The following is a 25,604-nucleotide window of genomic DNA, read 5'->3' on the forward strand; positions in this document are numbered from 1 at the left end:
AACATATAAAACTAATGAAAGCAGCAATTCTGACTATTGGCGACGAAATTCTCATCGGACAAATTGTCGATACCAACTCTTCGTTTATCGCAAAAGAACTCGATAAAATTGGCATCGCAACCCTAGAAATGCGCTCCATTTCCGACGACCGTCAGCACATCCTTGCCACCTTTCAAGAACTGCAAAATCAATTCGATTTAGTAGTAATAACCGGCGGTTTAGGACCAACAAAAGACGATATCACCAAAAAAACCATCGCCGAGTATTTTAACGATACACTCGTTGAAAACACAGCCGTTTTAGAACACGTGCGTAAGATGTTGGAAAAGTATTTCAACCGACCGCTCTCGCAACTCAATAAAGATCAGGCGCTTGTTCCTACGCAAGCAACTATTTTGTTTAACGACTACGGAACAGCTCCCGGCATGTGGTTGCAAAAAGAAAATACCGTTTTTGTTTCCTTACCTGGCGTTCCATACGAAATGAAACATCTCGTAAAAGACCGTCTTATCCCGCTTTTGGTTGAAAAATACGACCGTCCGTTTATCGTGCACCAAACAATTATGACCTACGGGCAAGGGGAAAGCCTCATTGCCGAACGCATCGCGCACTGGGAAGATGCCTTACCCGAATTCGTTAAATTAGCGTATTTGCCGAGTCCTGGTCGTGTGCGTTTACGACTCACAGCACGCGGCAGCAACGAACAGCTGCTTAAAGACGCCGTGAAAGCGCAGGTCGATTTACTCCAAGAAATCATTGGCGACATTATCGTTGGCACCGAAGAAACCGATTCGATCGAAGTAGTTGTAGGTCGTAAATTAACTCAGGCCAAACGAAGCATAGCTACTGCCGAAAGCTGTACCGGCGGAAAAATCGCGCAGGTGCTCAGCAGTGTGGCGGGAGCTTCGCAGTACTTTTACGGCAGTATGGTTACCTATCGTACCGAATCGAAAACCGAATTGCTGGGCATTTCAAAACAAACCTTAAGTGAATTTGGTGTCGTTAGTGCCGAAACAGCGAAGCAAATGGCAAAGGCAGTTCAGGCGAAATTCGGAACCGATTTTGCATTGGCAACTACCGGAAATGCAGGTCCGAGCGCCGGCGACGAGCGGCAGCCTGCAGGTAAAGTTTTTATCGGGCTGGCCACGCCAAATGCAGTAGAAGCATTCGAGTTCGACTTCGGGCAACCGCGCGAAAAAGTCATCGATAGAGCGGTCGCAAAAGCACTCGAATTACTTCAAAAAGAAATTTTAAAATTTTTGTAATTATAATTTTGCTGTAAGGTTTCTTTTCACTTACTTTGCACGCTCAATTTGAATAACGAATTAAAGATTACGATAATGTCAAGAGTTTGCGACTTAACGGGTAAAAGAGCGATGGTTGGTAACAACGTATCGCATGCGATGAACAAGACGAAAAGAAAATTTTCGGTTAACTTGATTAAGAAACGTTTCTATTCTGTAGAAGAAGGACGTTGGATTACGCTGCGTGTTGCCGCTTCTACCATCAAAACCATCAACAAGAAAGGTTTCGAGGCTGTTGTGAAGCAAGCTCAGAAAGACGGTTTTATCGGTTAATCCTAAAAAATACGCACAATGGCAAAGAAAGGTAACAGAATTCAGGTAATTTTAGAGTGTACAGAGCACAAGACATCTGGTGTTCCAGGTACATCTCGTTATATCACAACAAAAAACAAAAAGAACACGCCCGATCGTATGGAGATTAAAAAATTCAACCCGATCTTGAAGCGCGTAACTGTTCACAAAGAAATCAAGTAATTTTAGGAACTCATGGCAAAGAAAACCGTAGCAACGTTACAAACACAATCAAAAAGATTGTCAAAAGCTATCAAAATGGTGAAATCTCCTAAAACCGGAGCGTACGTGTTCGTTGAGGCTATCATGACTCCCGAGCAAGTAGACGAGTTTTTGAAAAAGAAATAATCACAACTTGACCAGCATAAGCCGCTTTCTCATGGAAGGCGGCTTTTTTATTTATCTTTGTTTTTTAGAAGCTTTTTCCCGCTTTTCACTCCAATCTTTTTTGCGGCTTAAGCCGAACCGCAAAAAAGGATTTCCGTTGCAATCGGGGCTAGGGCATTCGTTACCAAAATAGTACACACATGAATTTCTTCAAGAAAATCTTCTCTTCCGAAAAAAAAGAAACACTCGATAAAGGACTCGAAAAAACCAAAACCAGCTTCTTCGGAAAGCTCACCAAAGCTATTGCCGGAAAATCTAAAGTCGACGATGAGGTACTCGATAATCTCGAAGAAATCCTAATCAGTTCCGACGTAGGTGTAAATACGACCATCAAAATCATCGAACGAATCGAAAAACGCGTGGCCGCCGATAAATACCTCGGAACCGCCGAACTTAACCAGATTCTTCGCGATGAAATTTCGGCCCTTTTAGCCGAAACCAACTCCGGAAACGAAACCGATTTTAGCATCCCGACCGGTAAAAAACCATACGTAATTATGGTTGTGGGTGTAAACGGTGTCGGAAAAACCACCACTATTGGCAAACTTGCATCGCAATTAAAGGCGGCAGGCTATTCGGTAGTGCTCGGAGCGGCCGATACCTTTCGCGCAGCTGCCATCGATCAGTTACAAATTTGGGCCGATCGGGTAGGAGTGCCGTTGGTCAAACAAAATATGGGCAGCGATCCGGCTTCTGTAGCTTTCGATACGCTAACATCTGCCGTAGCTCAAAACGCCGACGTCGTAATCATCGATACCGCTGGTCGTTTGCACAATAAGGTAAACCTCATGAACGAACTTTCGAAGGTAAAGCGCGTGATGCAAAAAGTAGTTTCCGATGCACCACACGACGTCATGCTCGTACTCGATGGTTCAACCGGACAAAACGCTTTCGAACAAGCCAAACAATTCACCGCAGCTACCGAAGTTACCTCGCTTGCGGTCACCAAACTCGATGGAACGGCAAAAGGCGGCGTGGTTATTGGTATCTCCGACCAGTTTCAAATTCCCGTGCGTTACATCGGCGTTGGCGAAGGCATCAACGATTTGCAAGTATTCAACAAATTCGAATTTGTAGATTCGTTTTTTAAGTAGTCGTTACTCCGCTACTTGCATGAAATCAGCTCGAATTTATTTATAAGTCAATTTTTGGAGTACTGAATGGATTTTAAATCATAAGATTTTACTACATCTTGGGTTCGATATTGCTTTATCAAAAGTAATTAGTATGTTATAAGACTATTATTTATCGGATTAAAAGTCCCTAAAATATGTTAACTGTAAAATCTAAGTTGGGCAGTAAACTCTTTGAAATTATTAAGTTAAGTGCTAGTTGTTTTAATATCTCCCTCTTCTTTTTTTGTGTGTTTTTTTCCTTTCAAGTCCTTGTTAACGAGTTGTTAAGCGCTCAAAATCCCAAGCAAAAGCAGTATAATTGCGCTATGAAATTTAAGTTCACTAAACTCAATATCATTATTGTTGCCGGCTTTTGTGCCATCATAGGTATTTTGATTGCCCAAATTTTATGGACGCGTGAAGCCTTCGATCTGGAAGAAAAAAAGTTCAGCGGAAACGTGCGTTTGGCTTTACTCGAAGTGGTTAAGAGTTTGTACGAAGGCACTAACCACGAGCTTCCGCCGGTAAATCCGGTTCGTAAAATGGCAAACGATTATTTCGTGGTTAATGTTGAAAACGACTTTGAACCGCAAGTTTTGGAGTTTTATCTGAAAAAAGAACTTCAGAAATTTGGCATTCAAACCAATTTCGAATACGCTCTATACAACTGTGAAAGCGATAAGATGGTGTACGGCGATTTCGTTCAATTGAGCGATCACGCGCCCGAAACGGCTCACCAAATCGAATTTCCAAAACACAAATCGTTCGTTTACTATTTCGCCATTCGGTTTCCAGAACAAACCAGCTACTTACTCGGCAATTTTAAGGTGTGGATTTTCGCAACCGCCGCTTTAGTGCTCATACTGCTCATTTATTTGTATTCGGTAATTATGTTGCTGCAGCAGAAACGGTACGGCGAATTACAGCGTGATTTTATCAATAACATGACGCACGAGTTTAAAACGCCGCTTTCATCTATTTTGCTTGCTTCCAATTACTTGGAAAAGAAAACGCAAAGTCCGGAACACCAAAAGTTAAATGCTTACAGTAAGATTATTGTCGACCAAAGTTTACAACTCAACAAGCACATCGAAAATTTGCTTACCATGGCCAAATCGGAGCACGGCGGCATGCAAATTTGTGTAGAGCGCATTCGATTTACCGATTTACTCAATGAAGTGGAAGGCAATTTGCGTTTGAAAGTTCCCGATTTGGTAATCAAACGGTTATTTGACGCCGATTTCGAGCTTGTAGCCGATCCGTTTCACTTTAAGAATGTTGTTTTTAACATCATTGATAATTCCATTAAATACTGCAATCAAAGTCCGGAAATTTCGATTGCTGTTGAAGAAAGCGCTTCGGCCATTTTACTCCGCTTTGGCGATAACGGTATTGGTGTACAAACAAAAGCCCTACCACATGTTTTCGATAAGTTTTTCCGCGAAAATACCGGCAAACGCAACGAAGTTCGCGGTTTTGGTTTAGGTTTGCATTATGTGAAGCGCGTGGCAAATTTGCACAAATGGAAGATTACAGCTTTGCACAACAAGCCATCAGGTTTAATTATTCAGTTTGAAATGAAGAAGCATGAAAGCTAGAATTTTATACGCAGAAGACGACGCAACTTTGGCATTTCTAACCCAGGAAAATCTCGAGGAAAACGGTTTTGAAGTGCATCATTGTACCGATGGTGAACAGGCGATCGCGGCATTTAAAAACGAAAAGTTCGATTTGTGTGTGCTCGATATTATGATGCCAAAATTTGATGGCTTTGAAGTTGCAACGGAAATTCGCAAGCAAAATACCGAAGTTCCAATCATTTTTCTTTCGGCGAAAACCTTGAAGGAAGATCGGATTCGCGGTTTGAAACTCGGCGCCGACGATTATTTGGTAAAACCCTTTTCAATTGAAGAACTCTTATTGAAACTGGAGGTTTTTTTGAAACGATCTGGAAAAACGACTGCACAAGAAAGTTTTGAGATTTTTGGAGATTTTCGTTTCAATAAAGAAAACTATGAAGTTGTCGGACCCAACGGCAACACGCTACTTACCGAGCGCGAAGCGGCCTTGCTAACCTTGTTTTTAAAGAATAAAAATGCCGTTTTGAAAAGAGAAACGATTTTGGTTGAAATTTGGGGTACAAACGATTACTTTTTGGGAAGAAGTTTGGATGTTTTTGTTTCGCGTTTACGCAAAATTTTTCAAAGTGATGAAAAAGTTAAAATTGAGAACTTACACGGAATTGGATTTAAATTTGTCGTTAAATAATTAATTATGAAACAATTAATTTTGATTTGCTGCTTTGTTTTTAGCCTTTCGGCGATGGGCCAGATGCGCCAAGGAATGGGTATGGGACGCGGGAACGGTATGGGAATGGCGCCAACGCCACCAAGAGAAACTAAGAAAGTAGATATGCTCGAAGAATCATTGAAAGAGCTTACCAAAGAAATAAAATTAGACGATTTTCAGGCGGCTATTATTCGCGGTTACCTCGTTGATTTCAAGGCTAAAGTTGATGCCATTGTAGCTACCGATGCACCTGACGAAGGCAAAATGGAAAAAATTGAAGTGGAGCGACTCAAGTTTGAAGAGCAGCTAAAACCCATTCTCAATCCAAATCAAGTAGAATTGTTTGAAAAGTATAGAAAAAAGAAAAACAAGCGTTAAACAAGCAAAAGTCCGCTGTTCCTAGCTAATTGAAACGGTTTTGTTTTTGTAAACTCGTTGAAATTGAGACCGCTTTTCAAAGCTATTTTTTCAGCATTAGCCACAGTGAATTTCTGACCACCATTCAGAAACTGCGCAGCTAATTTCGTGATCTCAAGCAAGAATTGTAAAAATTCAATTTCAGCCTTTATACGAATCTCTCCTCGTTTGGTAAGATAAACTAATTCCGAAACTGTGAATTCACGGCCCTTCTTTTGAACCGTCTTTTCGTTAAGAATGGGTATGGTTCCAAGAAAAACGATTTGTTTGTGGGCATTTAATTCCAAATTTCGTTCGTTTTCTAAAATAGAAACAATATAGTTTTTTGGAATTGTTGTTTTAGGAATTTTAAAATCAAACCAATCATGCAGCGGAATATCAAAGCCAACGCCGTGCATGTAATTGTACAACGAGTGCTTTAATCCGCCCGAAAAAATACTGTGATCAATGCCCGTTTTATCAGTAAATTCTAAATCATTTAAAGCAAATTGGTGTGTGGTTTCTTTAATTTTCACACCGTATTCTTCGGGCTTTTTAGCGATCGGAGCATGCGCAGTTAACGCAAACTGATGCCAAAAACCCGATTGTATCACTCCCGATTCAAACAGCTGACGTGTCATTTCCAAACTATCAACGGTTTCTTGAACGGTTTGTGTCGGATACCCATACATCAAATAAGCATGAACTAAAATACCAGCTTCTGTAAACGAACGTGTTACCTGAGCTACTTGAGCTACCGTAACTCCTTTATCTATGAGTTTTAACAATCGGTCGGAAGCCACTTCTAAACCACCTGAAACCGCAATGCATCCCGACGCAGCGAGTAGTTGACAAAGATCGTCGGTAAAATTTCTTTCAAAACGGATATTCGCCCACCAGGTAATTACGAGCTTTCGCCGAAGAACTTCCAAAGCAAACGCTTTCATTAGCGAAGGTGGAGCAGCTTCGTCAACAAAATGAAAACCAGTTTCGCCGGTTGCTGCAATTAATGTTTCTACGCGGTCGCACAAAAGCTTCGCAGTAGCGGGTTCGTAAATGCCAATGTAATCTAACGAGATGTCGCAAAACGTACATTTTCCCCAATAGCAGCCGTGCGCCATCGTGAGTTTATTCCACCGACCGTCGCTCCATAACTTGTGCATCGGATTGGCCAAGGTAATAAGCGACATGTAATCGTCTAATTTTAAGTCGCTGTAATCGGGCGTTCCGAGTTGGTTTTGTTTAAAATCGGGAATCAGACTGTTGTTTACGTAACGTACTTCGTTGCTTTCGCAGAAAAAACTGCGTTTGTAAGTATCGAATTTGTTGTCTCGAATGTTGTGAATGAGTTGTAAAATCGGTGCTTCGCCGTCGTCGAGTGTGATAAAATCGATGAATTCGAACACACGTGGATCGGAAACCGACCGCAATTCGGTGTTCGCAAATCCGCCGCCCAGTGCAATTTTAGCATTCGGAACTCGTTTTTTCGCATGTTGCGCAATTCGAAATGCGCTGTACAAATTTCCTGGAAACGGCACCGTGAGTAATATCAATTCGGTATTTGGGGGCAGTTCGAGTTTATCGATTTCAGAAAAAAGCAGTGCATCAGTAAATGTCGGTTCCTGTTGCAAAGCTACGTATAGGTCGTCGAACGAATTTGCACTTCGCCCCAAACGTTCGGCGTAACGTGTAAATCCGAAATGCGAATCAACATTCACGCCGATGTAGTATTCTAAATCTTCCAGAAATCGCGTTGCTAGATATTTTGCTTTATCGGTAATTCCCAAACTGCCAAAACTAAATTCCAAATCGGTATCGTCTTGCGTTCGCTGGGCATCCGGCAAAATTCCGTTAACAATTTGGTTGGCAAAAGTTTGATTCTTTCCCTGTAAAAAACGCACAACTGGATCCACGTACTGGATGTACTGTTCTTTAAGTTGCGAAATTCGCTCGGAAACGACATCTGGGGCAACTGCTTTTCCATTCACGTAAGTGGAAGAAAAAACAGCTTCTAAACCCGCTTTCGACAAAATACGAGCGGCAACTTGTAATCCTAAATCGGCTTGAAACGACTCAATACCCTGCGTATTTAAAAAGCCCTTAATGTATGCCGTGGCCGGATATGGCGTATTGAGTTGGGTAAATGGCGGTATAAAAAGTACGACTGACAAGCGTTGCGGATTTGCGTGCAAAGTTATGTAATTACCATGCTACAACCAGCCACTCAATTTGCGTAACTTTGCCTGATATGCCAACATTCGAAAAGCGCGTTATTCCGTATACAGAGACTGGTTTGTTCAACAAACTGATGGTCGATTATTTGCAGCAGGCTACAGCGGTTCAGGATTTTTATCATCGTCCGGATCGCCTCGAATCATACGCAGATCAAATTCGCGAAAAGTCGGAGAATTACTCAGATTTTCACAGACAAACTTTGGTTACTGCATTAGAAACGCAATATCAAGGCTTTGAGCTCACAGAAGCGGTTCGAACAAATTTAACTGCGCTGCGAGAATCGCACACATTTACGGTTACAACGGGACATCAACTAAGTTTGTTCACCGGACCGTTGTACTTCATTTACAAGATTGTTTCCGCGATTAATTCTGCGAAAGCATTACGGATTGAATATCCAGATTATCAATTTGTTCCGGTGTATTGGATGGCGACTGAAGATCACGATTTTGAAGAAATTTCCAGTTTAGTTACTACAAAAGGCAAGCTCAAATGGCAAAAGCAAGCGCAAGGAGCCGTTGGCCGATTAGATACTGCTGGTCTTGAACAAATAGCTAAACTTTTAGAATCGGAGTTCAGTACCGGAAAGAATGCGCAAGAAATTGCAGCCTTGTTCAAAAAAGTATATTTGCAAGCCACCAATTTAGCAGCTGCAACACGCATACTGGTAAATACGCTTTTTGGTGATACCGGCCTGATCATTGTCGATGGCGACGATCGGGCGCTCAAACAAATTTTTGTTCCGTTTGTTAAACGCGAGTTATTCGAACAATTTTCTTTCAAAGCTGTAAGCCAAACCAACGAAAAGTTGAAATCGTATGCTGTACAAGTAAATCCGCGAGAAATCAATTTGTTTTATCTTACGTCTGGTCTGCGAAACCGCATCGTTAAAGAAGACCAGCACTTTCGCGTAGTAGACACCGATATTTTTTTTAGTGAAAGCGAATTGCAAAATGAATTGCAAGATTATCCGGAGCGTTTTAGTCCGAATGTTATTTTACGTCCGCTTTACGAAGAAGTGATTCTTCCCAATTTGGTTTACATTGGTGGAGCAGGGGAGTTGGCGTATTGGTTGCAGTTGAAATCCATGTTCGAAGATGCGGGCGTTACTTTTCCCATCCTAAAACTTAGAAACGCCGCTGTTATATTACAGCGAAAACAGTTTCAAAAAATGGAACGTTTGCAGCTAGACATAAGCGATTTACTTCGGTCGGTTACCGATTTAAGTAATCGCGTAGCAATACAGTCGGCAGATTTTCCATTGAGTTTAGATCGCGAACGAGCTGTCGTTGAAAGCACCTTTGCCTATTTAGAAGGCTTAATTGCGCGTACCGATAAGTCGTTTGCTGGTGCTGTTGCGGCGCAAAAGAAAAAGCAGCTTAACGGTTTAGATAAATTAGAGAAGCGTTTATTGCTTGCGCAGAAGCGAAAAAGTGCCGATGAAATTGTGCGAGCTTTAGCATTGCGGCAGTTTGTTTTTCCATTTAATCAGTTTCAGGAACGAATTTTGAATTTTTCGGTTTTTTATGCGGAATTCGGCGCCGCATTTATCGATACCTTACTTCAAGAATTTGAACCTTTTAAGTCCGAATTAGCGGTCTTCATTGCCGACTCGTAAAACTATTTCAAAAAGTTATCAGCACGAAAACGTTTTCGCTTTTACAATAGCGATTTCCGTGCAATTTCTTAATGTTAAATATTTGTAATTTTAGCGTCAAAATCACTTTAAAAGTACAGATATGAAAAAAATCTACGTTTTTATTGCAATGTTGTTTGCTGCACTAACTTTTGGGCAGGTTACATCGGTTGCAATTGTGGGAGAAGCAGCCGGAGGTTGGCCAGGCGAACCAGGTAATCCAGGTCCGATCGACGTGCACCAGATGGCTTCTACGGATGGTGTGAATTGGACGTACGAGAATTTAGTTGTTACTACAGCTAATTCGCCTACGGGGGTTGAAGGTGGTATTAAGTTCCGAGCTAATAATGCTTGGACAATTAACTGGGGTGCCCTTGAATTTCCGGCGGGCACGGGCGTAAACAACGGGCAGAATATTCAAACTGTTGGCGGTGTTTACAACGTAACGTTTAATTCGGATACAGGTGCTTATACCTTTGTACCGACAGCGAATTTTCCTTCAGTAGGAATCTTGGGAACTGCTTTGGGAGGATTTGATGTAGCTGATACCGATCTTGCTACTACAGACGGAATCAATTATTACCTTACGTATACGCAATTCTCCGCAGGTCAAGTTAAATTTAGACTAGACAATGCTTGGGATACCAACTACGGCGGAACTACTTTCCCGAACGGTACTGCAACTATTAACGGTGCAAACATTAACGTACCAGCAGGTCTTTACAAAGTGTATTTCAACCTACAAACCGGCGAATACTCCTTTACTTTACCAAGTATTGGTATGATTGGTACTGCTACAGGCGCTACGAACGGATTTGATGGACCGGACATTAACTTAACTACCACAGATGGGATTAATTATACGCTCTATAATTATCCATTTGTAGATGGTTTATTGAAATTCCGTCAAGACGATTCTTGGTCTTTAAATTGGGGTGCAGACGCATTCCCTACAGGAGTTGGAACACAAAATGGTCCAAATATCCCTGTTTCAGAAAGTAACTACACTGTTAATTTCAATAGAATTACCGGCGCATATAGTTTCGAAACACCAATTCCTGCATTAAATGTAGGTATCATAGGAACTGCAGTTTCAGCTTCTGGTTTTGATGGTGATGATGTGAATATGACCACCACAGATGGAATCACTTACGTACTCGAAAACTACACATTTACAAACGGTGAAGCCAAGTTCCGTTTAGACGATGCTTGGGTAACTTCGTACGGAGGACCAAACTTCCCTAATGGTTTTGCACAGAATCCGGGAGTTAATATTCCTGTAACCGCAGGTGTTTATACTGTTAAATTCTACTCGACTAATTTACAATACGAGTTTATCGGAACACCAACACATCCAACAGTTGGTATTCTTGGAACAGCAGTAAACGCAAACGGATTTGCAGGTCCAGACGTTAATTTAGTTACAACCGATGGTGAAACATACACACTTTCTAATTATACCTTCACAAACGGATTAGCTAAGTTCAGATTAAACGATGCTTGGGATACAAACTGGGGTAGTACACTGTTCCCAGAAGGTATCGGTAACCAAGGGGGCGATGATATTCCTGTGATTGCAGGAACGTATAATGTTACGTTTACACGTTCAACAGGAGCGTATCAATTTGCAGCAGTGGGCGAGTTCCCATCAATCGGACTAATCGGATCGGCGTTAGACGGAACCCTAACTTCCGACACTGATTTAAATTTAACCACTACAAACGGAATCATATACACACTCCCAGAAACTACTTTCCTTGAAGGAACAGTTAAGTTTAGACAAAACGATGCATGGACAGTAAACTGGGGTGCTGCAGGTTTTCCAAACGGAGTTGGTGTTCAAGACGGTGCCGATATTCCAGTACCAGCAGGAACATACTCAGTAACATTTAATCGTCTTACAGGTGCTTACGACTTTGCTGGCGCCGGTTTCCCACTAATCGAATTATTGGGAGATGGCTTTATCAACTGGACTACACCAGTAGCTATGACAACTTCAAACGGTGTTGATTATTCGTTGAAAGCACGTAACTTCGTTGGTGGTCCAGTGAAATTCCGCGAAGGTGGAAACTGGAATGGCAACAACTGGGGAAGCGCTGATTTCCCAACAGGAACTGGGGTACAAGATGGACCAGATATTCCTGTTGTAGCGAATCGTTATAACGTAGATTTCAATAGATCAACCGGCGCGTACGATTTCAAATTTGTGGAAATCGGTATCATCGGACCAGCAGTTGCTGGTTGGGACGGGCCTGATGGATTTTTAGCAACAACCGACGGAATCAATTACCAGGCTTCTGGTGCAGACCTTACTGCAGGTCAGCTTAAATTCAGAGAAAATGCTAACTGGGCTGTAAACTGGGGAAGCGCCGATTTTCCAAGTGGTATCGGAACACAAGATGGACCTGAAATCAATATTCCTGAAACGGGTTCTTATACCATTACGTTTAACCGAATTACAGGCGCATACACTTTCGAACTTGAAAACGTTACTCCTCAAATAAGTGTTCAAATTGCGGGTGCAGGTTTACTTGAACAAGAAAGTTCAATAATGATGACTACAACAGACAATGTTAGCTTCTCTTCTAAAGCAATTACGTTTGTTGGTGGTCCGGTTCGTTTTGTGGTAAACAATGGTCCTGGTTCTGGAGATTTCAGTTCTGATACGTTCCCTTCAGGTATCGCCGTATTAAACGGTCCAAATATTCCTACTACAGAAAACTTGTTTAACGTTAACTACAACTTAAGTACGAAGGCATACAGCTTTGATTTTGTTGAAATTAGTTTAGTTGGAAGTGCGGTTTCTGAAACGTCTGGAGATGATCTTTTATTCACATCCACCGATGGTATCAACTACACGCGAGAAGCAGTAGTACTTGTTAACGGTTCGCTTTATTTCCGCCAAAACCAAACAGATGAAACTAAATGGGGTAACGGTACTTTCCCACAAGGAACTGCGAATCTCGCGGGAAGCGAATTTGCAGTTGAAGAAGGAACCTATAACGTAAGCTTTAACAGAATAACAGGTGCATTCAACTTCGAAATTCCTGCATCTGTCGGCGAATTCAATAAAGCAAACATCAAAACGTATCCAAATCCATCAAATAATAGCTGGACAATCGGTGCAGCTTCTATACAAATTAAATCAGTAAGCGTTTTCGATATCACTGGGAAATTAGTGTACGAAGCTCAAGTAAACGATGTGCAAGCAAAAGTAAATGCCAGTAACTTGCCGATTGGAATGTATTTTGCCAAAATTTCGACCGAAATCGGAAGCTATACAGCCAAATTGGTTCGTAACTAGTAATTTGAATTAGACTCTAAAAGCTCCGTTGATTTACCGTCAACGGGGCTTTTTTTATTGCCGAAAAGTAAAATGTATGTTGTACTTTTGCCGAAAATTTAAAAACATGGCAACGAATCGTACTTTTACGATGATTAAACCTGACGCAGTTGAAGCAGGTAATATCGGAAACATCTTGAAAATGATCACCGACGGCGGTTTTAAAATCGTCGCAATGAAATTAACGCACTTGTCGGAAACCGATGCGAAAAAATTCTACGCTGTGCACGCTGCACGTCCGTTTTACGGAGAATTAGTAGAATTCATGTCGCGCGGACCAATCGTAGCAGCAGTTCTTGAAAAAGAAAATGCAGTAGAAGATTTCCGTACACTTATCGGCGCTACCAATCCAGCTGAAGCTGCTGAAGGTACCATCCGTAAAGCATATGCAAAATCAATCGGCGAGAATGCCGTTCACGGTTCAGATAGCGACGAAAATGCAGCCATCGAAGCAGCATTTCACTTCGCAGGTCGTGAAATATTCTAATTCATAATACGTTTAGAAATAAGAAAGTCGGCTTTAGGGTCGACTTTTTTTATGGCAGCTGCCTCACAAAATTGCTGCTTCATCGAAAATCGCCGTGGTCGGCACCGGGCTGTTCGCTGCCCCCGATAGCTATCGGGGTGCCACTCGGCAACTGCCGCTCGTGGCAGGATTTTCACTGCCATCCCTGCTGCAAGAAAACCGTTACCTAACGAAGTACCACTTCTTTAACAACATCGCGACGTAAGTGCTCGTTAAGCATCTTTACAATTTTATCCTTTCCGAATTGCAACTCCTGACGTAAAACCGACGACGACAATTGCACATACAACGTACCTTCATTAAAATCGACCGCGAGTGTGTAGCTTTTTACGCCCGATCCCATCACGTCGAACCATGCAGCCGGAACTTCGGTTTTGTCGAGCCCGCGTTGCCATTTATTTCGTGCAATGAGTTCTTGCAATACGGCTGCAATCGAATTTTCGTTGGATTTCATCTTACTTGATACTAAAAGGTTGCGGACGCTTGTAAAAATAGATCGCTCCTGCCGCTCCTGCGATTTCTAAGGAAGAGCTGTCGATAGCAATGATTTTTTCCGACCATTTTCCGTATCGGGTTTCGTAGCGCAATAACCAATTTCCTGCGCTGTCGGTAACTGTAAAACGTTCCTGAACGTCGTTAACTAAATAGCGCCCATCGATTTGGGGATACACTTTTTTTCGAATGCCGTTGCGCGATTTTACCTGTATGAAATCAATGGACTCGTTTACTTTATACTCTTTCTTGTCGCCGTCGGGTAATTCTACTTTTTCGATTTCCCAATAGCCGTTTAAATAAGCCAAATCCGATTCCGGAATGTTATCTTTACAACTCACTACTCCAAGGCAAACAAATAAAAATGCCGATTTAATTAAAAGCTTCATAGCTGTAAAATTATCTAATTATTGCCGTACTTTAAACCTTTGCTAAAGGAAATAGTCATACGATTATAAATGTTTTTCCTATGAAACTTTCAATACTACCACTTGTCTTTGTTTTGGCATTATTTGCTTGCAGCTCCGATGGCAACAACGATTCGGATAATAATCCGCAGCCCGACACGCTGTATTACCCAACTACCGACGCTACGTGGGAGACAGTTACGGCCGAATCTTTGGGCTGGAATACAGCAGCATTTTCGGATTTGTACGCCTTTTTAGAACTCAAAAACACCAAAAGTTTCATGATTTTGTACAACGGAAGAATTGTTAGTGAGCAGTATTTTAACGGACATTCGGCACAGTCGCTTTGGTATTGGGCCAGCGCAGGAAAAACGCTTACAACGGCTTGTACTGGAATTGCTGCCGAGCAAGGTTTACTCAATGTAAACGCAGCAGTTTCGACCTATTTAGGCGCAGGCTGGACGTCGTTACCCGCAAACAAAGAGCAATTGATTAAAGTTTCGAATTTACTAACGATGACCAGCGGTCTCGATGATTCGTTAGGAGATAGTGTAGCGCCAGAAAATTTACAGTACGTTGCCGATGCAGGCACACGTTGGGCGTATCACAATGTTTATGTGAAATTGCAAGACGTTGTTTCGGAGGTTGCAAACAAAACCTGGGCTACATATTTTAACGAGAACCTTCGCGATAAAATTGGCATGAACGGATTTTGGTTTAGTTCGGGTGAAGACTTGAGTGTGTACAGAAGCAATACAAAAAGTATGGCACGTTTTGGTTTGTTGATGAGTAGAAAAGGAAAGTGGTTTGATCAGCAAATAGTACCCGAAGCGTTTTGTGAAGCTGCTACTCAAACCTCGCAAAATTTGAATCGAGCGTACGGTTATATGTGGTGGATTAACGGAGAAAGCACGTACCGCTTGCCACAAGTGCAGTTCCAATTCAATGGAAGTTTGATTCCAAGTGCTCCGGCAGATATGTATTGTGCGTTGGGTAAAAACGATCAAAAAATTTATATCGTTCCTTCTCGAAAGCTCGTGATTATACGTATGGGCGATTCGGCCGATGGTACTAACTTTGCCTTATCCGATTTTGACGATGCATTGTGGCAAAAAATAAATGCGGTTATTCAATAAGCATATGATTCAGAGAGTGTACTGCTTCTTAATTGTCCAAGTATTTTACCAGTTTTTGTTAGTTTGACATACGACTGTACGTTGACCTTGCTTTGATTTTTTTTTAAAATCGCGAGAACGGTATTTATTTTAATTTTTGAAGAGAATTATGAGAGACATAAAATTTTGTATTTTCTCTGTAGCTAGTGATAATGCGTAATTCAGGAGGATAATTTTTAAAAAACGTAAGGCAACGCTCCGGGGCCTCCAGCCCGCCTCCGGCATAAAATTACAAAATCGATTTTTAGAGAGCGAATTTTTGGCGTGTTTAAACGTTTATAAACGTTTAGGTTGGTTATCAACAATATACCTGGCGCGAGGTACTAGATTTGTGGCGTAGCTGATGAGAAAAGTCAGGGGAATGACATGCATTTTAGCGACGGAGCCAGAATCAAATTTGCCATTTAAGATGGCAAAAACGTTTGGATTGTTAGCCTGACCCAAAAAAGTGATTAGGATGTAAAATTTTATAAATTGAAAAGCTTGAGTGTAGAAAAGGCTTTCACGGCCAAAATCGCCAAAAAAGGTAAAGCAACGCTCCGGGGCCTCCAGCCCGCCTCCGGCATAAAATTACAAAATCGATTTTTAGAGAACGAATTTTAATCGTGTTTAAACGTTTATAAACGTTTAGGTAGGTTATGAACAATTTTGGCACACTACTCAAGCGCTCCCCGTAGCGTTTCGACAGCAGATAATTCGGCACTATTTTCGGTGCACGAACGTCGCGCAACCGATTGAGCGGATTAGCCCACAGCTTGCCCGTATGCAATAGGGCCAAGCGAGGACTATGAGCGAAAGCGGGACGGCAAAACCGCACGGATTTTCCACCCAATAGTTTTGCCGGTGCGCCCAAATAAAAAATACTAGTTCGCTGTATCTTGAAAATCTAGGTATTTGCGCTGAAAAAGCGATTTTTGTTCGAGCTCTCGTTTTCAGTAAAAAAGCCTTATTTTTAGCGCAATCTAAATAAGGTTATGAAAAGATTTTTTCCACTAGTATTCATTTTAACTTCGGTTATGCAGGCACAGACACTTAAGTCGCCAAACGGTAAAATTACCGTGACATTTTCCGCGAAAGAGCAGTTGACGTATGAAGTCAGATTCGAAAACAAAGTTGTAGTTGATGTGAGTCGACTCGGATTCAAGCTGAAAGATATTGGCGATTTTAGTAACGGATTTCGCGTTGTTGGCGAATCTAGAAGTTCGGAAAACACCACTTGGCAACCGGTTCTCGGGGAAGTTAGCAACATAAAAAATAACTATAATGAGGTGGTTTTTAATTTATTGCGCGACTCAGATAAACGCCAGATGAACATTCATTTTCGCGCTTTCGACGAAGGAATTGCTTTTAGATATGAGTTTCCAAAGCAGAGCAACCTGAATTATTTTGTTGTTTCTGAAGAACTTACGGCTTTTCAGCTCACTGAAGATTACAAAGCATTTTGGATTCCAGCCGATTTCGACAGCCAAGAATATGTGTATAACGAAACGCCAATCTCGAAAATAGATGTCGATAATTTGAATTTGAACAACGGTATTGGCATGAAATCGATTGCTACGCGTTACGGGGTACAGTCGCCATTGATGTTGAAATCGACTACCGGTTTGTACGTAAATATCTTCGAAGCTGCGGTAGTAAATTATCCGGTGATGCATTTGGCGGTTGACCCAAAATCGTATTTGTTTTCAGCACTTTTGGCGCCAAATCCGCTAGGGGAGAAGGCGTATTTGCAAGCGCCCTACAACACTCCGTGGCGAACGGTAATGATCAGTAAAGATGCGCGCGATATCGTGGGTTCGAAAATGATTTTGAATTTGAACGAACCGTCGAAAATTAAAGAAACCTCGTGGATAAAGCCCATGAAATACGTAGGTGTTTGGTGGGAAATGCACGTTGGAAAATCGACTTGGGATTACGCCGGATCGCAAAACGCACAAAATACAGGTAAGGAGTTAATTGCCTCAGGGAAACATGGAGCTACTACTCAGAATGTGAAGCGCTATATTGATTTTGCGGCTACGCATGGTTTTGATGGTGTTTTAGTGGAAGGTTGGAATACCGGTTGGGAAGATTGGTTTGGCAACTGGAAAGAAGACGTATTTGATTTTGTAACGCCTTATCCGGATTTCGACATCAAGGAAATTACCGAATACGCAAAAAGTAAAAACGTGAAAATGATCATGCATCACGAAACCTCGGGTTCGGTTGCCAATTACGAGCGGCGTTTGGATCGGGCTTTTGCGTTTATGAAAAAGTACGGATACGGAGCTGTAAAAACCGGATACGTTGGAAGAATTATTCCGCGTGGCGAATTTCACGACGGACAAACGATGTTGAACCACTTTAATTGGGTAGCCGAACGTGCAGCAGAGCAAAGAATTATGGTGAATTCACACGAATCGACACGACCAACAGGTTACCACCGTACGTATCCGAATTACATTGCCGCAGAGGCAGCGCGCGGAAACGAGTTTAACGCCTGGAGTAGTGGAAATCCGCCGATGCACGAAACGATTTTACCCTTCACTCGTTTGCTTGGCGGACCTATGGATTATACGCCTGGAATTTTTGAAATAAAAATGAGCGCCTACGATCCGGCTAAAAAAGAGCAGGTGCATACAACCTTAGCCAAACAATTAGCCTTGTACGTGACGCTTTACAGTCCGTTGCAAATGGCAGCCGATTTACCTGAAAACTACGAACGTCATTTAGATGCGTTCCAATTCATAAAAGATGTAGCTGCCGATTGGCAAGATACCAAGTATTTGGAAGCAGAACCGGGCGATTATTTAACGGTAGTTCGTAAAGATAAATCATCAGAGCGTTGGTTTTTGGGTGCAATTACCGATGAAAACGCGAGAAAAACCGAAATTTCGCTCGATTTTTTAACACCGGGCGTGAAATACAAAGCTACTGTTTATGAGGACGGTAAAGCTGCACATTGGGAAAAGAACCCAAAATCGTATGCTATAAAAACTATACAAGTGACTTCGAAGTCGAAATTACAATTACATTTGGCAGAAGGAGGAGGAGCAGCGGTTTCTATCGTTCCGATTCCCTAAAATAGAACACACATTAACCAACCAAACATTAAATAAAACTTCATGAGTGCAGAAAGTCAAAAGACCAATTGGGCGCAGTTTATTCCGCTCGTAACCGTATTCTTTTTTTGGGGATTTGTTGCTGCGAGTAACGACATTTTAATTCCAGTATTTAAAACGGCATTTAACCTGAGTCAGGGTCAGAGTCAGTTGGTGTCCGTTGCATTTTACATTGCTTATACAGTTGGGTCGATTATTTATATGTTGATTTCCTATATTACAAAAGGCGATTTAATCAATCGTATTGGATACAAAAATTCGTTGGCACTTGGTTTGGTTATTTCTGCTTTAGGAACAATACTTTTCTATCCGGCAGCCAACACAGGTTCGTTTCCGTTGATGTTGTCTGGGCTTTTTATTGTTGCTCTAGGATTTTCGCTTCAACAAACAGTTGCAAATCCGTTAGCAATTGCCTTAGGTCCGATTACAACGGGTTCGCAACGACTAACACTCGCCGGAGGAATTAACAATTTAGGAACTACGATCGGACCTTTATTAGTAAGTTTTGCCATCTTCGGTGCAGCTTCTAATGCAGAGACGACGCTCAGTATCGAAAGCGTTAAGGTGCCTTATCTGATATTGGGTGCTGCTTTTTTATTAGTCGCTATTTTTCTGAAATTTTCGTCGCTACCCGATAAGCCAGCCGCTGTGGTGGAAAGCGAAGCAGATGTGGCTTCCGCAAGAAAATCGGCTCTTGATTATCCGCAGTTGGTGCTCGGAATGATCGCTATTTTTGTGTACGTAGGTGTTGAGGTTTCAACGGCAAGTAATTTGCCTGCATATATGGAAAATGGTTTAGGATTTGCAACTAAAGATGTCGCACCTTTTATTTCATTGTATTGGGCGAGTTTGATGATTGGTCGATGGACCGGCGCAGTTGAGGCTTTTACGGACAATATGAGCACACAAAAAATACTTCGATTTGTGGCTCCCTACTTAGCTTTTGGTGTTTTCTTGCTGGTGAATATGCTGATGAAACACGACCTATCTCCTTTCTATATTTACGGACTTGTTATTTTAGTTCTGATTGCAGCTGATATGGCAAGTAAGGGAAATCCAGCAACCATGCTGCTAATCTTTTCCGGATTGGGAATTGCTGCCCTTTTAATAGGTATGGCAACTAGCGGAATGGTTAGCGTTTATGCGTTTACAAGCGTTGGTTTGTTTTGCAGTACACTTTGGCCATGTATTTTTACTTTAGCAATAAGCGGTTTAGGAAAAAATACGAGTCAAGGAAGTTCGTTTCTCATCATGATGATTATGGGTGGAGGTTTAGTAAGCTGGTTGCAAGGCTTTGTCGCCGATTTAACGACTATTCACTTTAGTTATATCGTTGGTGTTATCTGTTTTGCTTACTTGGCATTTTACGCATGGCGCGTAAGTCATATTTTAAAGAGTCAAGGAATTGATTTCAGTAAGAAAGTGAGCGGCGGACACTAAGCATGAAAAGCAAAGCAATCGCAATACTTTTTTTGTTCATTGCAGTTTCATTTTCTGCGAAAGCACAAACTGATGCTGAAATGTTGGCTGAAATCCACAAAACAGCACTCACCAAAGGCAAGTCGTACGTGTGGTTGGAGCATTTGTGCAATAAGATTGGGAGTCGATTATCGGGTTCTGCTAATGCTGAGAAAGCCGTGCAATACACTTACGAGCAACTGCGTTTGTTAGAACTCGACTCAGTGTATCTACAGGAAATTCTCGTTCCGAAGTGGGAGCGAGGTGCCCCCGAGGAAGCCTACTACAAAGCGGGAAACAAAAAAGTAAAAGTGCCGATTTGCGCTTTGGGAATGTCGGTTGCCACTCCTAAAAACGGATTAACGGCTCAGGTTGTCGAAGTACAATCTATCGAAGAATTAGAAAAGCGCGGAGCTGCCTTGAAAGGTAAAATCGTGTTTTTTAACCGACCCATGAATCCCGAGTTTGTGGAAACCTTTCGTGCGTACGGAGCTTGTGTCGATCAGCGTTCATCAGGCGCTCGCGAAGCAGCAAAATACGGTGCTGTAGGTGTTATAGTGCGTTCCATGACGTTGCATGCTGATGATTTTCCGCATACAGGTCAAACAGGCTATGGCGATTTACGCGAAAATCAGCGTATTCCTGCAGCAGCAATCAGTACGAATGCCGCAGATCGATTGAGTTTGGAATTGAAATTGAATCCGAATCTTGAATTTTTCTTCAAGCAAAGCTGCAAGCAATATCCCGATGTTTTGTCGGCTAATGTAGTTGGTGAGATTCGCGGAACGGTTTATCCCGAGGAGATAATAGTTGTTGGCGGGCATCTTGATTCGTGGGATTTAGGAACAGGTGCGCACGACGATGGTGCCGGTTGTGTGCAGTCGATAGAAGTACTCCATCTTTTAAAGAAGATCGGGTACAAACCGCAAAGAACCATTCGTGCGGTTATGTTTATGAACGAGGAAAACGGAGTTCGCGGCGGTTTAGCTTATGAAAAATACAGCAACCAACGTGGCGAAAATCACATATTTGCCCTTGAGAGTGATCTTGGAGGCTTTTCTCCGAGAGGTTTTTCATTTGTTTGCGACGATGCGAATTTCGAGCAAATACGCTCTTGGCAATCGTTGTTTGAGCCGTATTTAATTCACCGATTTGTGAAAGGTTTTAGCGGAGTGGATATTGGTCCGCTTAAATCAGAAAAAATCGTAAAAGCCGGATTGCAGCCCGATTCTCAACGGTATTTTGATCACCACCATGCAGCGAACGATACATTTGAACATGTTCACAAACGCGAATTAGAACTTGGCGCTGCTGCCATGACGTCGTTGATTTATCTAATCGACAAATATGGTATTAAATAAGACAAATTTTTCTTAATTCTTCTAAAGTCAAGACACAGTATATAAGTTTGCGTTTTACCTTCAGGGAAAAAAATTGTTTCTGCTCTTAAGTGGTTCGTAATTATGCTATTATTTTTTGACGTGTGAGTATAGTGTTTTAAAATAATAAAAAAGTTTCGAAAAGTTATTTTAACGCATTTTGTCGAATAAATTGTACACTTTATCGATAAAAAATTTGGAAATCCGCTTTGGGATTGGTAGGTTTACGCTATCAAATTCCCCAGAAAATGAGCAAAATTACGATCAGTACATTTTTTACCCTCTTTTTATGTTTAAGTGTTTTCGCACAAAGACAAAATTTATGGAAGGCTTCATCAAATTTCGCAGCTAAAACGGCAATTGAACAGTCGAAAGGCATAAAAAAAGCAAGTTTTCTAGAACTTGATGAAGATGCTTTTTTACTTATGTTACAATCCGGTGGATTGATGACTCCGCGTAGTACGCAAAAAATTACGGTTGATCTTCCGGTTGGAGCAGGGAAAACAGAGACGTTTGAGCTAATGCGTTCAGAAGTTATGCATCCTGATTTGGCGCTGAAGTATCCGGAAATTGCTTCGTTTGAAGGGGTAAGCCGTGATACCAGGGGTAAGGCGGTATTCATATCAATTTATAAAAAGCAAATCCATTTACTTGTTTCTGGTGAGCGTACCTATTATCTAGATCCAATTAAAGGTTTCTCAGGTGTTTACGTTCTATATGATCGATCAGATTATCCTCTTCAGGCGGATAATGATTTTCGTTGTCACGTAGAGGATCTAGGGGAATTAGTCGCAGATGAAGAGCCACAAGGCAATGTGCAATACCGTAACTCTACGGATGCACGCTTGAGAAGATACGATTTGGCTGTGGCGTGTACTTCGGAGTATACTGCTTATCACGGAAATACTGTTGCGGGAGCTTTAGCAGCAATTAACACAACGGTTACTCGAGTGAATTCGGTTTTCCGTCGTGAACTGGCTATTATTTTTCAATTAGTTTCAAATAATGATCGATTGATTTATCGAAATAATGTTAATATTGACACACCTGCAGATCCCGACCCGTATGACAATTACGACGGATCGCAGATGTTGGGTATAAATACATCAAACATAAATGGAATAATTACATCGGCTGCTTACGATGTCGGACACGTTTTCAGTACAGGTGGTGGCGGAATAGCAGCAGTTGGACCATGTACTACTACTAAAGGTAATGGTGTAACTGGGATTGTAACTCCTGAGTTTGATCCTTTTGATATTGATTATGTTTGTCATGAAATAGGGCACCAATTCTCGGCGGGTCATACACAAAACAACAGCTGTCAGAGATCTGCCGCGGCCGCATACGAACCAGGAAGTGGTTCAACTATAATGGGTTATGCGGGGATTTGTCCGCCTAATATTCAAGGTAATAGCGATCCATATTTTCATTCAATCAGTATTCAGCAAATAACAACACAAGTTGCGGGTCATTCTTGTGATACAGAAACTGTAATTACAAATAGTGAACCAACTATAGTTACAGCCGTTCCGGATTATACGATTCCGATATCAACACCATTTAGTTTGACTGCAAGTTTTACAGATGCTGATAACGACCCCTTGCTATATTGTTGGGAGCAATTTAATAATGGAACTACTTCGGGTACGATGCCGCCTCAAAGCACATCGACGGATCGCCCTAATTTTAGATCATTTTCCCCGACGTCTTCGCCCACACGAGTTTTCCCAAACTTAAATGATCTAATAAATAATGTGACTCCTACTTGGGAAGTTTTACCCAGTGTAGCCAGAACCATGAATTTTAGAGTTACAGCTCGCGATTATAATATAGCAGGAGGCCAGACAAATCAAGATAACGTGGTCATAACCGTTGGAACAGCCGGTCCTTTTCGAGTAACATCGCCGAATAGTTCTGGAGTTATTTGGTATGTCGGAGAATCCCGAACAATTACTTGGGATGTAAACTTAACGAATACGGCTACATATTCTCTGAATGTCAATATTCGTATGTCGACCGACGGAGGTTTAACTTACCCAGTGACATTACTTGCAAATACGCCTAACGATGGCACTCAGGCAATTACGGTTCCTAACAACATTGGAAACCGCGTTCGAATTCGTGTTGAGGCCGCAGCAAATGTCTTTTTTGATATTTCGAACTTTGATTTGGAGATTAAATCAAACAAATTCGAATTTACTACAACGAATTCCATTAGCTCGGTTTGTAAACCATCAAACGGAAGCTACACAGTAAACTTTACTGTTGCTCCGGGCTTTAGTGAAACTGTTACGTTTTCGGCGGTTGGACTTCCTGCTGGTGCTACTGCATCATTTTCGCCAACCACCCGAAGCACTACAGGAACGGTTGCGGTTACTATTTCAGGAATATCCGCTGTTGCAGTAGGAAATTATAACATTTCTGTCAGAGGTGTTTCTACTACTTCAGATATTTCAATTCCATTATCCTTACGAGTTTTTGACAATAACATCGGAACCATATCTCTTGCATCGCCTGCAGATGGCGCTGAAAATAGAACTAATAATCTAGAACTGTCTTGGGGTGCTTTAACAACAGCAGCAAGTTACGATGTACAAATAGCTACATCTCCTGATTTTGCAACGCTGTTCCAATCAGCAAACGTAATTGGTAATACCTATACTGCAACTAGTTTAACAAGTGGCGCAGTTTTTTATTGGAGAGTACGTCCTGTGAATCCATGTTTACAAGGTAGTTTTTCCGAAGTACGCTCGTTTCAAGTGGCTAACGATATTTGTAGAACCTATGCCGATGAATACTTCGATGGAAATGCCATTTGGGAAGAAGGAACCACAAATGCCGTGATTGCAAAAGTGGATGTGCCTGATGATATTTCAGTAACCGATGTAACTTTCTACATGCGAGCGCAGCATGAATCTCTTGCTGATATCAAGATGCAATTGTCGGGTCCAACGGGTATTTTTGCTGAAATTTACAACAGAGACTGTACTACTGGAGCAGATTTTGATGTTACTTTCTCCGATGCGGGGACGGTGCTTACTTGTGGAAATGTAACTCCAGCAACCAATGCAGGTCTGGAAGGAATTCAGCAAGCAAGTCAATTGCTCAGTAAATTTGATGGTTCAAACGGTCAAGGAACTTGGACACTTCTTGCTACTGACCGCGGTGGAAACACTTTCGGAGGTACCTTCAACGAATTTTCGGTTAGCTTATGCGGAAAACTGCAAATCAACAATAATATTTCGCTTACAAATAACTTAATTCCTGCCAATTTTAATCAAACAACGACAGTTACAAACGCTCGATTAAATGCTACGCAACCAAGCTCAACGACAGCTCAGATTATTTACCGAGTGGTTACATTACCTTCCAAAGGCCAATTGCAAAGATCAGGAGTGCCTTGTACTGTTGGTTCTACCTTTTCTCAAGCAGATTTAAACTCGGGAATAATTACCTATCAGCATACAGCAGCTGACACAAATTCGGACAGCTTCCGATTTACCGTAGTAGGAAATTCTAATACGTATGTTGGTGCTCAAACTGCAAACTTGACCATTTGCAACCTCGCTACTACAGGAAATCAAAACAACGTAAGCTGTTTTGGTTTGTCAACAGGTTCTGCCACGGTGAATGTTACGGGCGGAACAGCTCCTTACACCTATCTTTGGTCGCCTTCTGGCGGAACAGCTGCAACAGCAACGAACTTAGCAGCAGGCACTTATACAGTAACAGCAACAGATGCAAATGGTTGTACTATTGATCGCGTTTTTACCATTACCCAACCAGCCGCTGCTTTGGCACTAACGGCACAGTCGCAAATAAATGTGGCTTGTAACGCCGGTACAAACGGATCTGCAACCGTAAATGTGGCAACAGGTGGAACAGGAACTTACACGTACGACTGGTCGCCCGGCACCCCAACCGGCGACGGAACGCGTACGATTACAGGTTTAGCTTCAGGAACATATACTTGTACCGTAACCGATTCAAACGGTTGTACCGCTTTCGTGAATTTTACCATTACCCAACCAGCCGCTGCTTTGGCACTAACGGCACAGTCGCAAATA

Annotated in this window: 19 protein-coding genes; 16 read left to right on the forward strand and 3 right to left on the reverse strand. The window is 41.9% G+C overall.

Annotated features, from left to right (window positions below):
* The first annotated feature begins 14 nt into the window (after positions 1 to 14).
* From ACOVQQ_RS02905 to ACOVQQ_RS02940, 8 genes are all read left to right on the forward strand, one after another.
* Positions 15 to 1,265 carry a competence/damage-inducible protein A gene (locus ACOVQQ_RS02905; protein ID WP_421816860.1) on the forward strand — a complete coding sequence of 417 codons (1,251 nt, stop codon included), beginning with the start codon at positions 15 to 17 and terminating at the stop codon, positions 1,263 to 1,265.
* Between the two features lie 75 nt (positions 1,266 to 1,340).
* Positions 1,341 to 1,577, forward strand: a complete 237-nt coding sequence (rpmB, locus tag ACOVQQ_RS02910; protein WP_298148620.1) for a 50S ribosomal protein L28 — start codon at positions 1,341 to 1,343, stop codon at positions 1,575 to 1,577.
* Between the two features lie 18 nt (positions 1,578 to 1,595).
* On the forward strand, positions 1,596 to 1,778 hold the full coding sequence (rpmG, locus tag ACOVQQ_RS02915; protein WP_094485840.1) for a 50S ribosomal protein L33: 183 nt from the start codon (positions 1,596 to 1,598) through the stop codon (positions 1,776 to 1,778).
* Between the two features lie 12 nt (positions 1,779 to 1,790).
* Positions 1,791 to 1,943, forward strand: coding sequence for a DUF4295 domain-containing protein (locus ACOVQQ_RS02920; protein ID WP_094485841.1), 153 nt, complete (start codon positions 1,791 to 1,793; stop codon positions 1,941 to 1,943).
* A gap of 179 nt (positions 1,944 to 2,122) precedes the next feature.
* Positions 2,123 to 3,076: a signal recognition particle-docking protein FtsY gene (gene ftsY, locus ACOVQQ_RS02925; RefSeq protein ID WP_094485094.1), complete on the forward strand. Its 954-nt coding sequence runs from the start codon at positions 2,123 to 2,125 to the stop codon at positions 3,074 to 3,076.
* A 347-nt stretch (positions 3,077 to 3,423) separates the two neighbouring features.
* Entirely contained in the window at positions 3,424 to 4,695 is a 1,272-nt protein-coding gene (locus tag ACOVQQ_RS02930) for a sensor histidine kinase (RefSeq protein ID WP_421816861.1), read from the forward strand.
* The gene (locus tag ACOVQQ_RS02935; protein WP_421816862.1) at positions 4,685 to 5,365 is read left to right on the forward strand and encodes a response regulator transcription factor; all 681 of its coding nucleotides are present in this window, start codon (positions 4,685 to 4,687) and stop codon (positions 5,363 to 5,365) included. Before ACOVQQ_RS02930 ends, ACOVQQ_RS02935 begins: the two co-directional genes overlap by 11 nt.
* A 6-nt stretch (positions 5,366 to 5,371) precedes the next feature.
* Positions 5,372 to 5,764: a hypothetical protein gene (locus ACOVQQ_RS02940; protein WP_421816863.1), complete on the forward strand. Its 393-nt coding sequence runs from the start codon at positions 5,372 to 5,374 to the stop codon at positions 5,762 to 5,764.
* On the opposite strand, the gene ACOVQQ_RS02945 is transcribed toward ACOVQQ_RS02940, so the two are convergent.
* Entirely contained in the window at positions 5,761 to 7,953 is a 2,193-nt protein-coding gene (locus ACOVQQ_RS02945; RefSeq protein ID WP_421816864.1) for a B12-binding domain-containing radical SAM protein, read from the reverse strand. The two genes, ACOVQQ_RS02940 and ACOVQQ_RS02945, sit on opposite strands and share 4 nt — an antisense overlap.
* A gap of 77 nt (positions 7,954 to 8,030) precedes the next feature.
* Here ACOVQQ_RS02945 and bshC point away from each other — a divergent pair, with 77 nt between their 5' ends.
* The 3 genes from bshC (at position 8,031) to ACOVQQ_RS02960 (ending at position 13,483) form a co-directional block, all read left to right on the forward strand.
* Complete coding sequence (gene bshC, locus ACOVQQ_RS02950; protein WP_421816865.1) at positions 8,031 to 9,635, forward strand: bacillithiol biosynthesis cysteine-adding enzyme BshC; 1,605 nt, start codon at positions 8,031 to 8,033, stop codon at positions 9,633 to 9,635.
* A 121-nt stretch (positions 9,636 to 9,756) separates the two neighbouring features.
* Positions 9,757 to 12,957 (forward strand): T9SS type A sorting domain-containing protein, encoded by a 3,201-nt coding sequence (locus tag ACOVQQ_RS02955; RefSeq protein WP_421816866.1) that lies wholly within the window; start codon positions 9,757 to 9,759, stop codon positions 12,955 to 12,957.
* 106 nt (positions 12,958 to 13,063) lie between these two features.
* A complete protein-coding gene (locus ACOVQQ_RS02960; protein WP_421816867.1) occupies positions 13,064 to 13,483 on the forward strand; it encodes a nucleoside-diphosphate kinase in 420 nt (139 codons plus the stop codon).
* Positions 13,484 to 13,688: 205 nt separating this feature from the next.
* Here ACOVQQ_RS02960 and ACOVQQ_RS02965 read toward each other — a convergent pair whose 3' ends face one another.
* Positions 13,689 to 13,976, reverse strand: a complete 288-nt coding sequence (locus ACOVQQ_RS02965; protein WP_298143847.1) for a DUF721 domain-containing protein — start codon at positions 13,974 to 13,976, stop codon at positions 13,689 to 13,691.
* A gap of 1 nt (position 13,977) precedes the next feature.
* A complete protein-coding gene (locus tag ACOVQQ_RS02970) occupies positions 13,978 to 14,403 on the reverse strand; it encodes a hypothetical protein (protein WP_421816868.1) in 426 nt (141 codons plus the stop codon).
* An 80-nt stretch (positions 14,404 to 14,483) separates the two neighbouring features.
* On the opposite strand from ACOVQQ_RS02970, the gene ACOVQQ_RS02975 reads away from it, so the two are divergent.
* From ACOVQQ_RS02975 to ACOVQQ_RS02995, 5 genes are all read left to right on the forward strand, one after another.
* Entirely contained in the window at positions 14,484 to 15,557 is a 1,074-nt protein-coding gene (locus tag ACOVQQ_RS02975; RefSeq protein WP_421816869.1) for a serine hydrolase domain-containing protein, read from the forward strand.
* A 1,013-nt stretch (positions 15,558 to 16,570) separates the two neighbouring features.
* Complete coding sequence (locus ACOVQQ_RS02980; RefSeq protein WP_421816870.1) at positions 16,571 to 18,658, forward strand: glycoside hydrolase family 97 protein; 2,088 nt, start codon at positions 16,571 to 16,573, stop codon at positions 18,656 to 18,658.
* 42 nt (positions 18,659 to 18,700) lie between these two features.
* Positions 18,701 to 20,137, forward strand: a complete 1,437-nt coding sequence (locus ACOVQQ_RS02985; RefSeq protein ID WP_421816871.1) for an MFS transporter — start codon at positions 18,701 to 18,703, stop codon at positions 20,135 to 20,137.
* A gap of 2 nt (positions 20,138 to 20,139) precedes the next feature.
* Positions 20,140 to 21,516, forward strand: a complete 1,377-nt coding sequence (locus ACOVQQ_RS02990; protein WP_421816872.1) for a M28 family peptidase — start codon at positions 20,140 to 20,142, stop codon at positions 21,514 to 21,516.
* A 266-nt stretch (positions 21,517 to 21,782) separates the two neighbouring features.
* Positions 21,783 to 25,604, forward strand: a 3,822-nt coding sequence (locus ACOVQQ_RS02995; RefSeq protein WP_421816873.1) for a reprolysin-like metallopeptidase, incomplete at its 3' end; no start/stop codon positions are given.

Source organism: Flavobacterium sp., assembly GCF_049240005.1.
Classification (GTDB): Bacteria; Bacteroidota; Bacteroidia; order Flavobacteriales; family Flavobacteriaceae; genus Flavobacterium.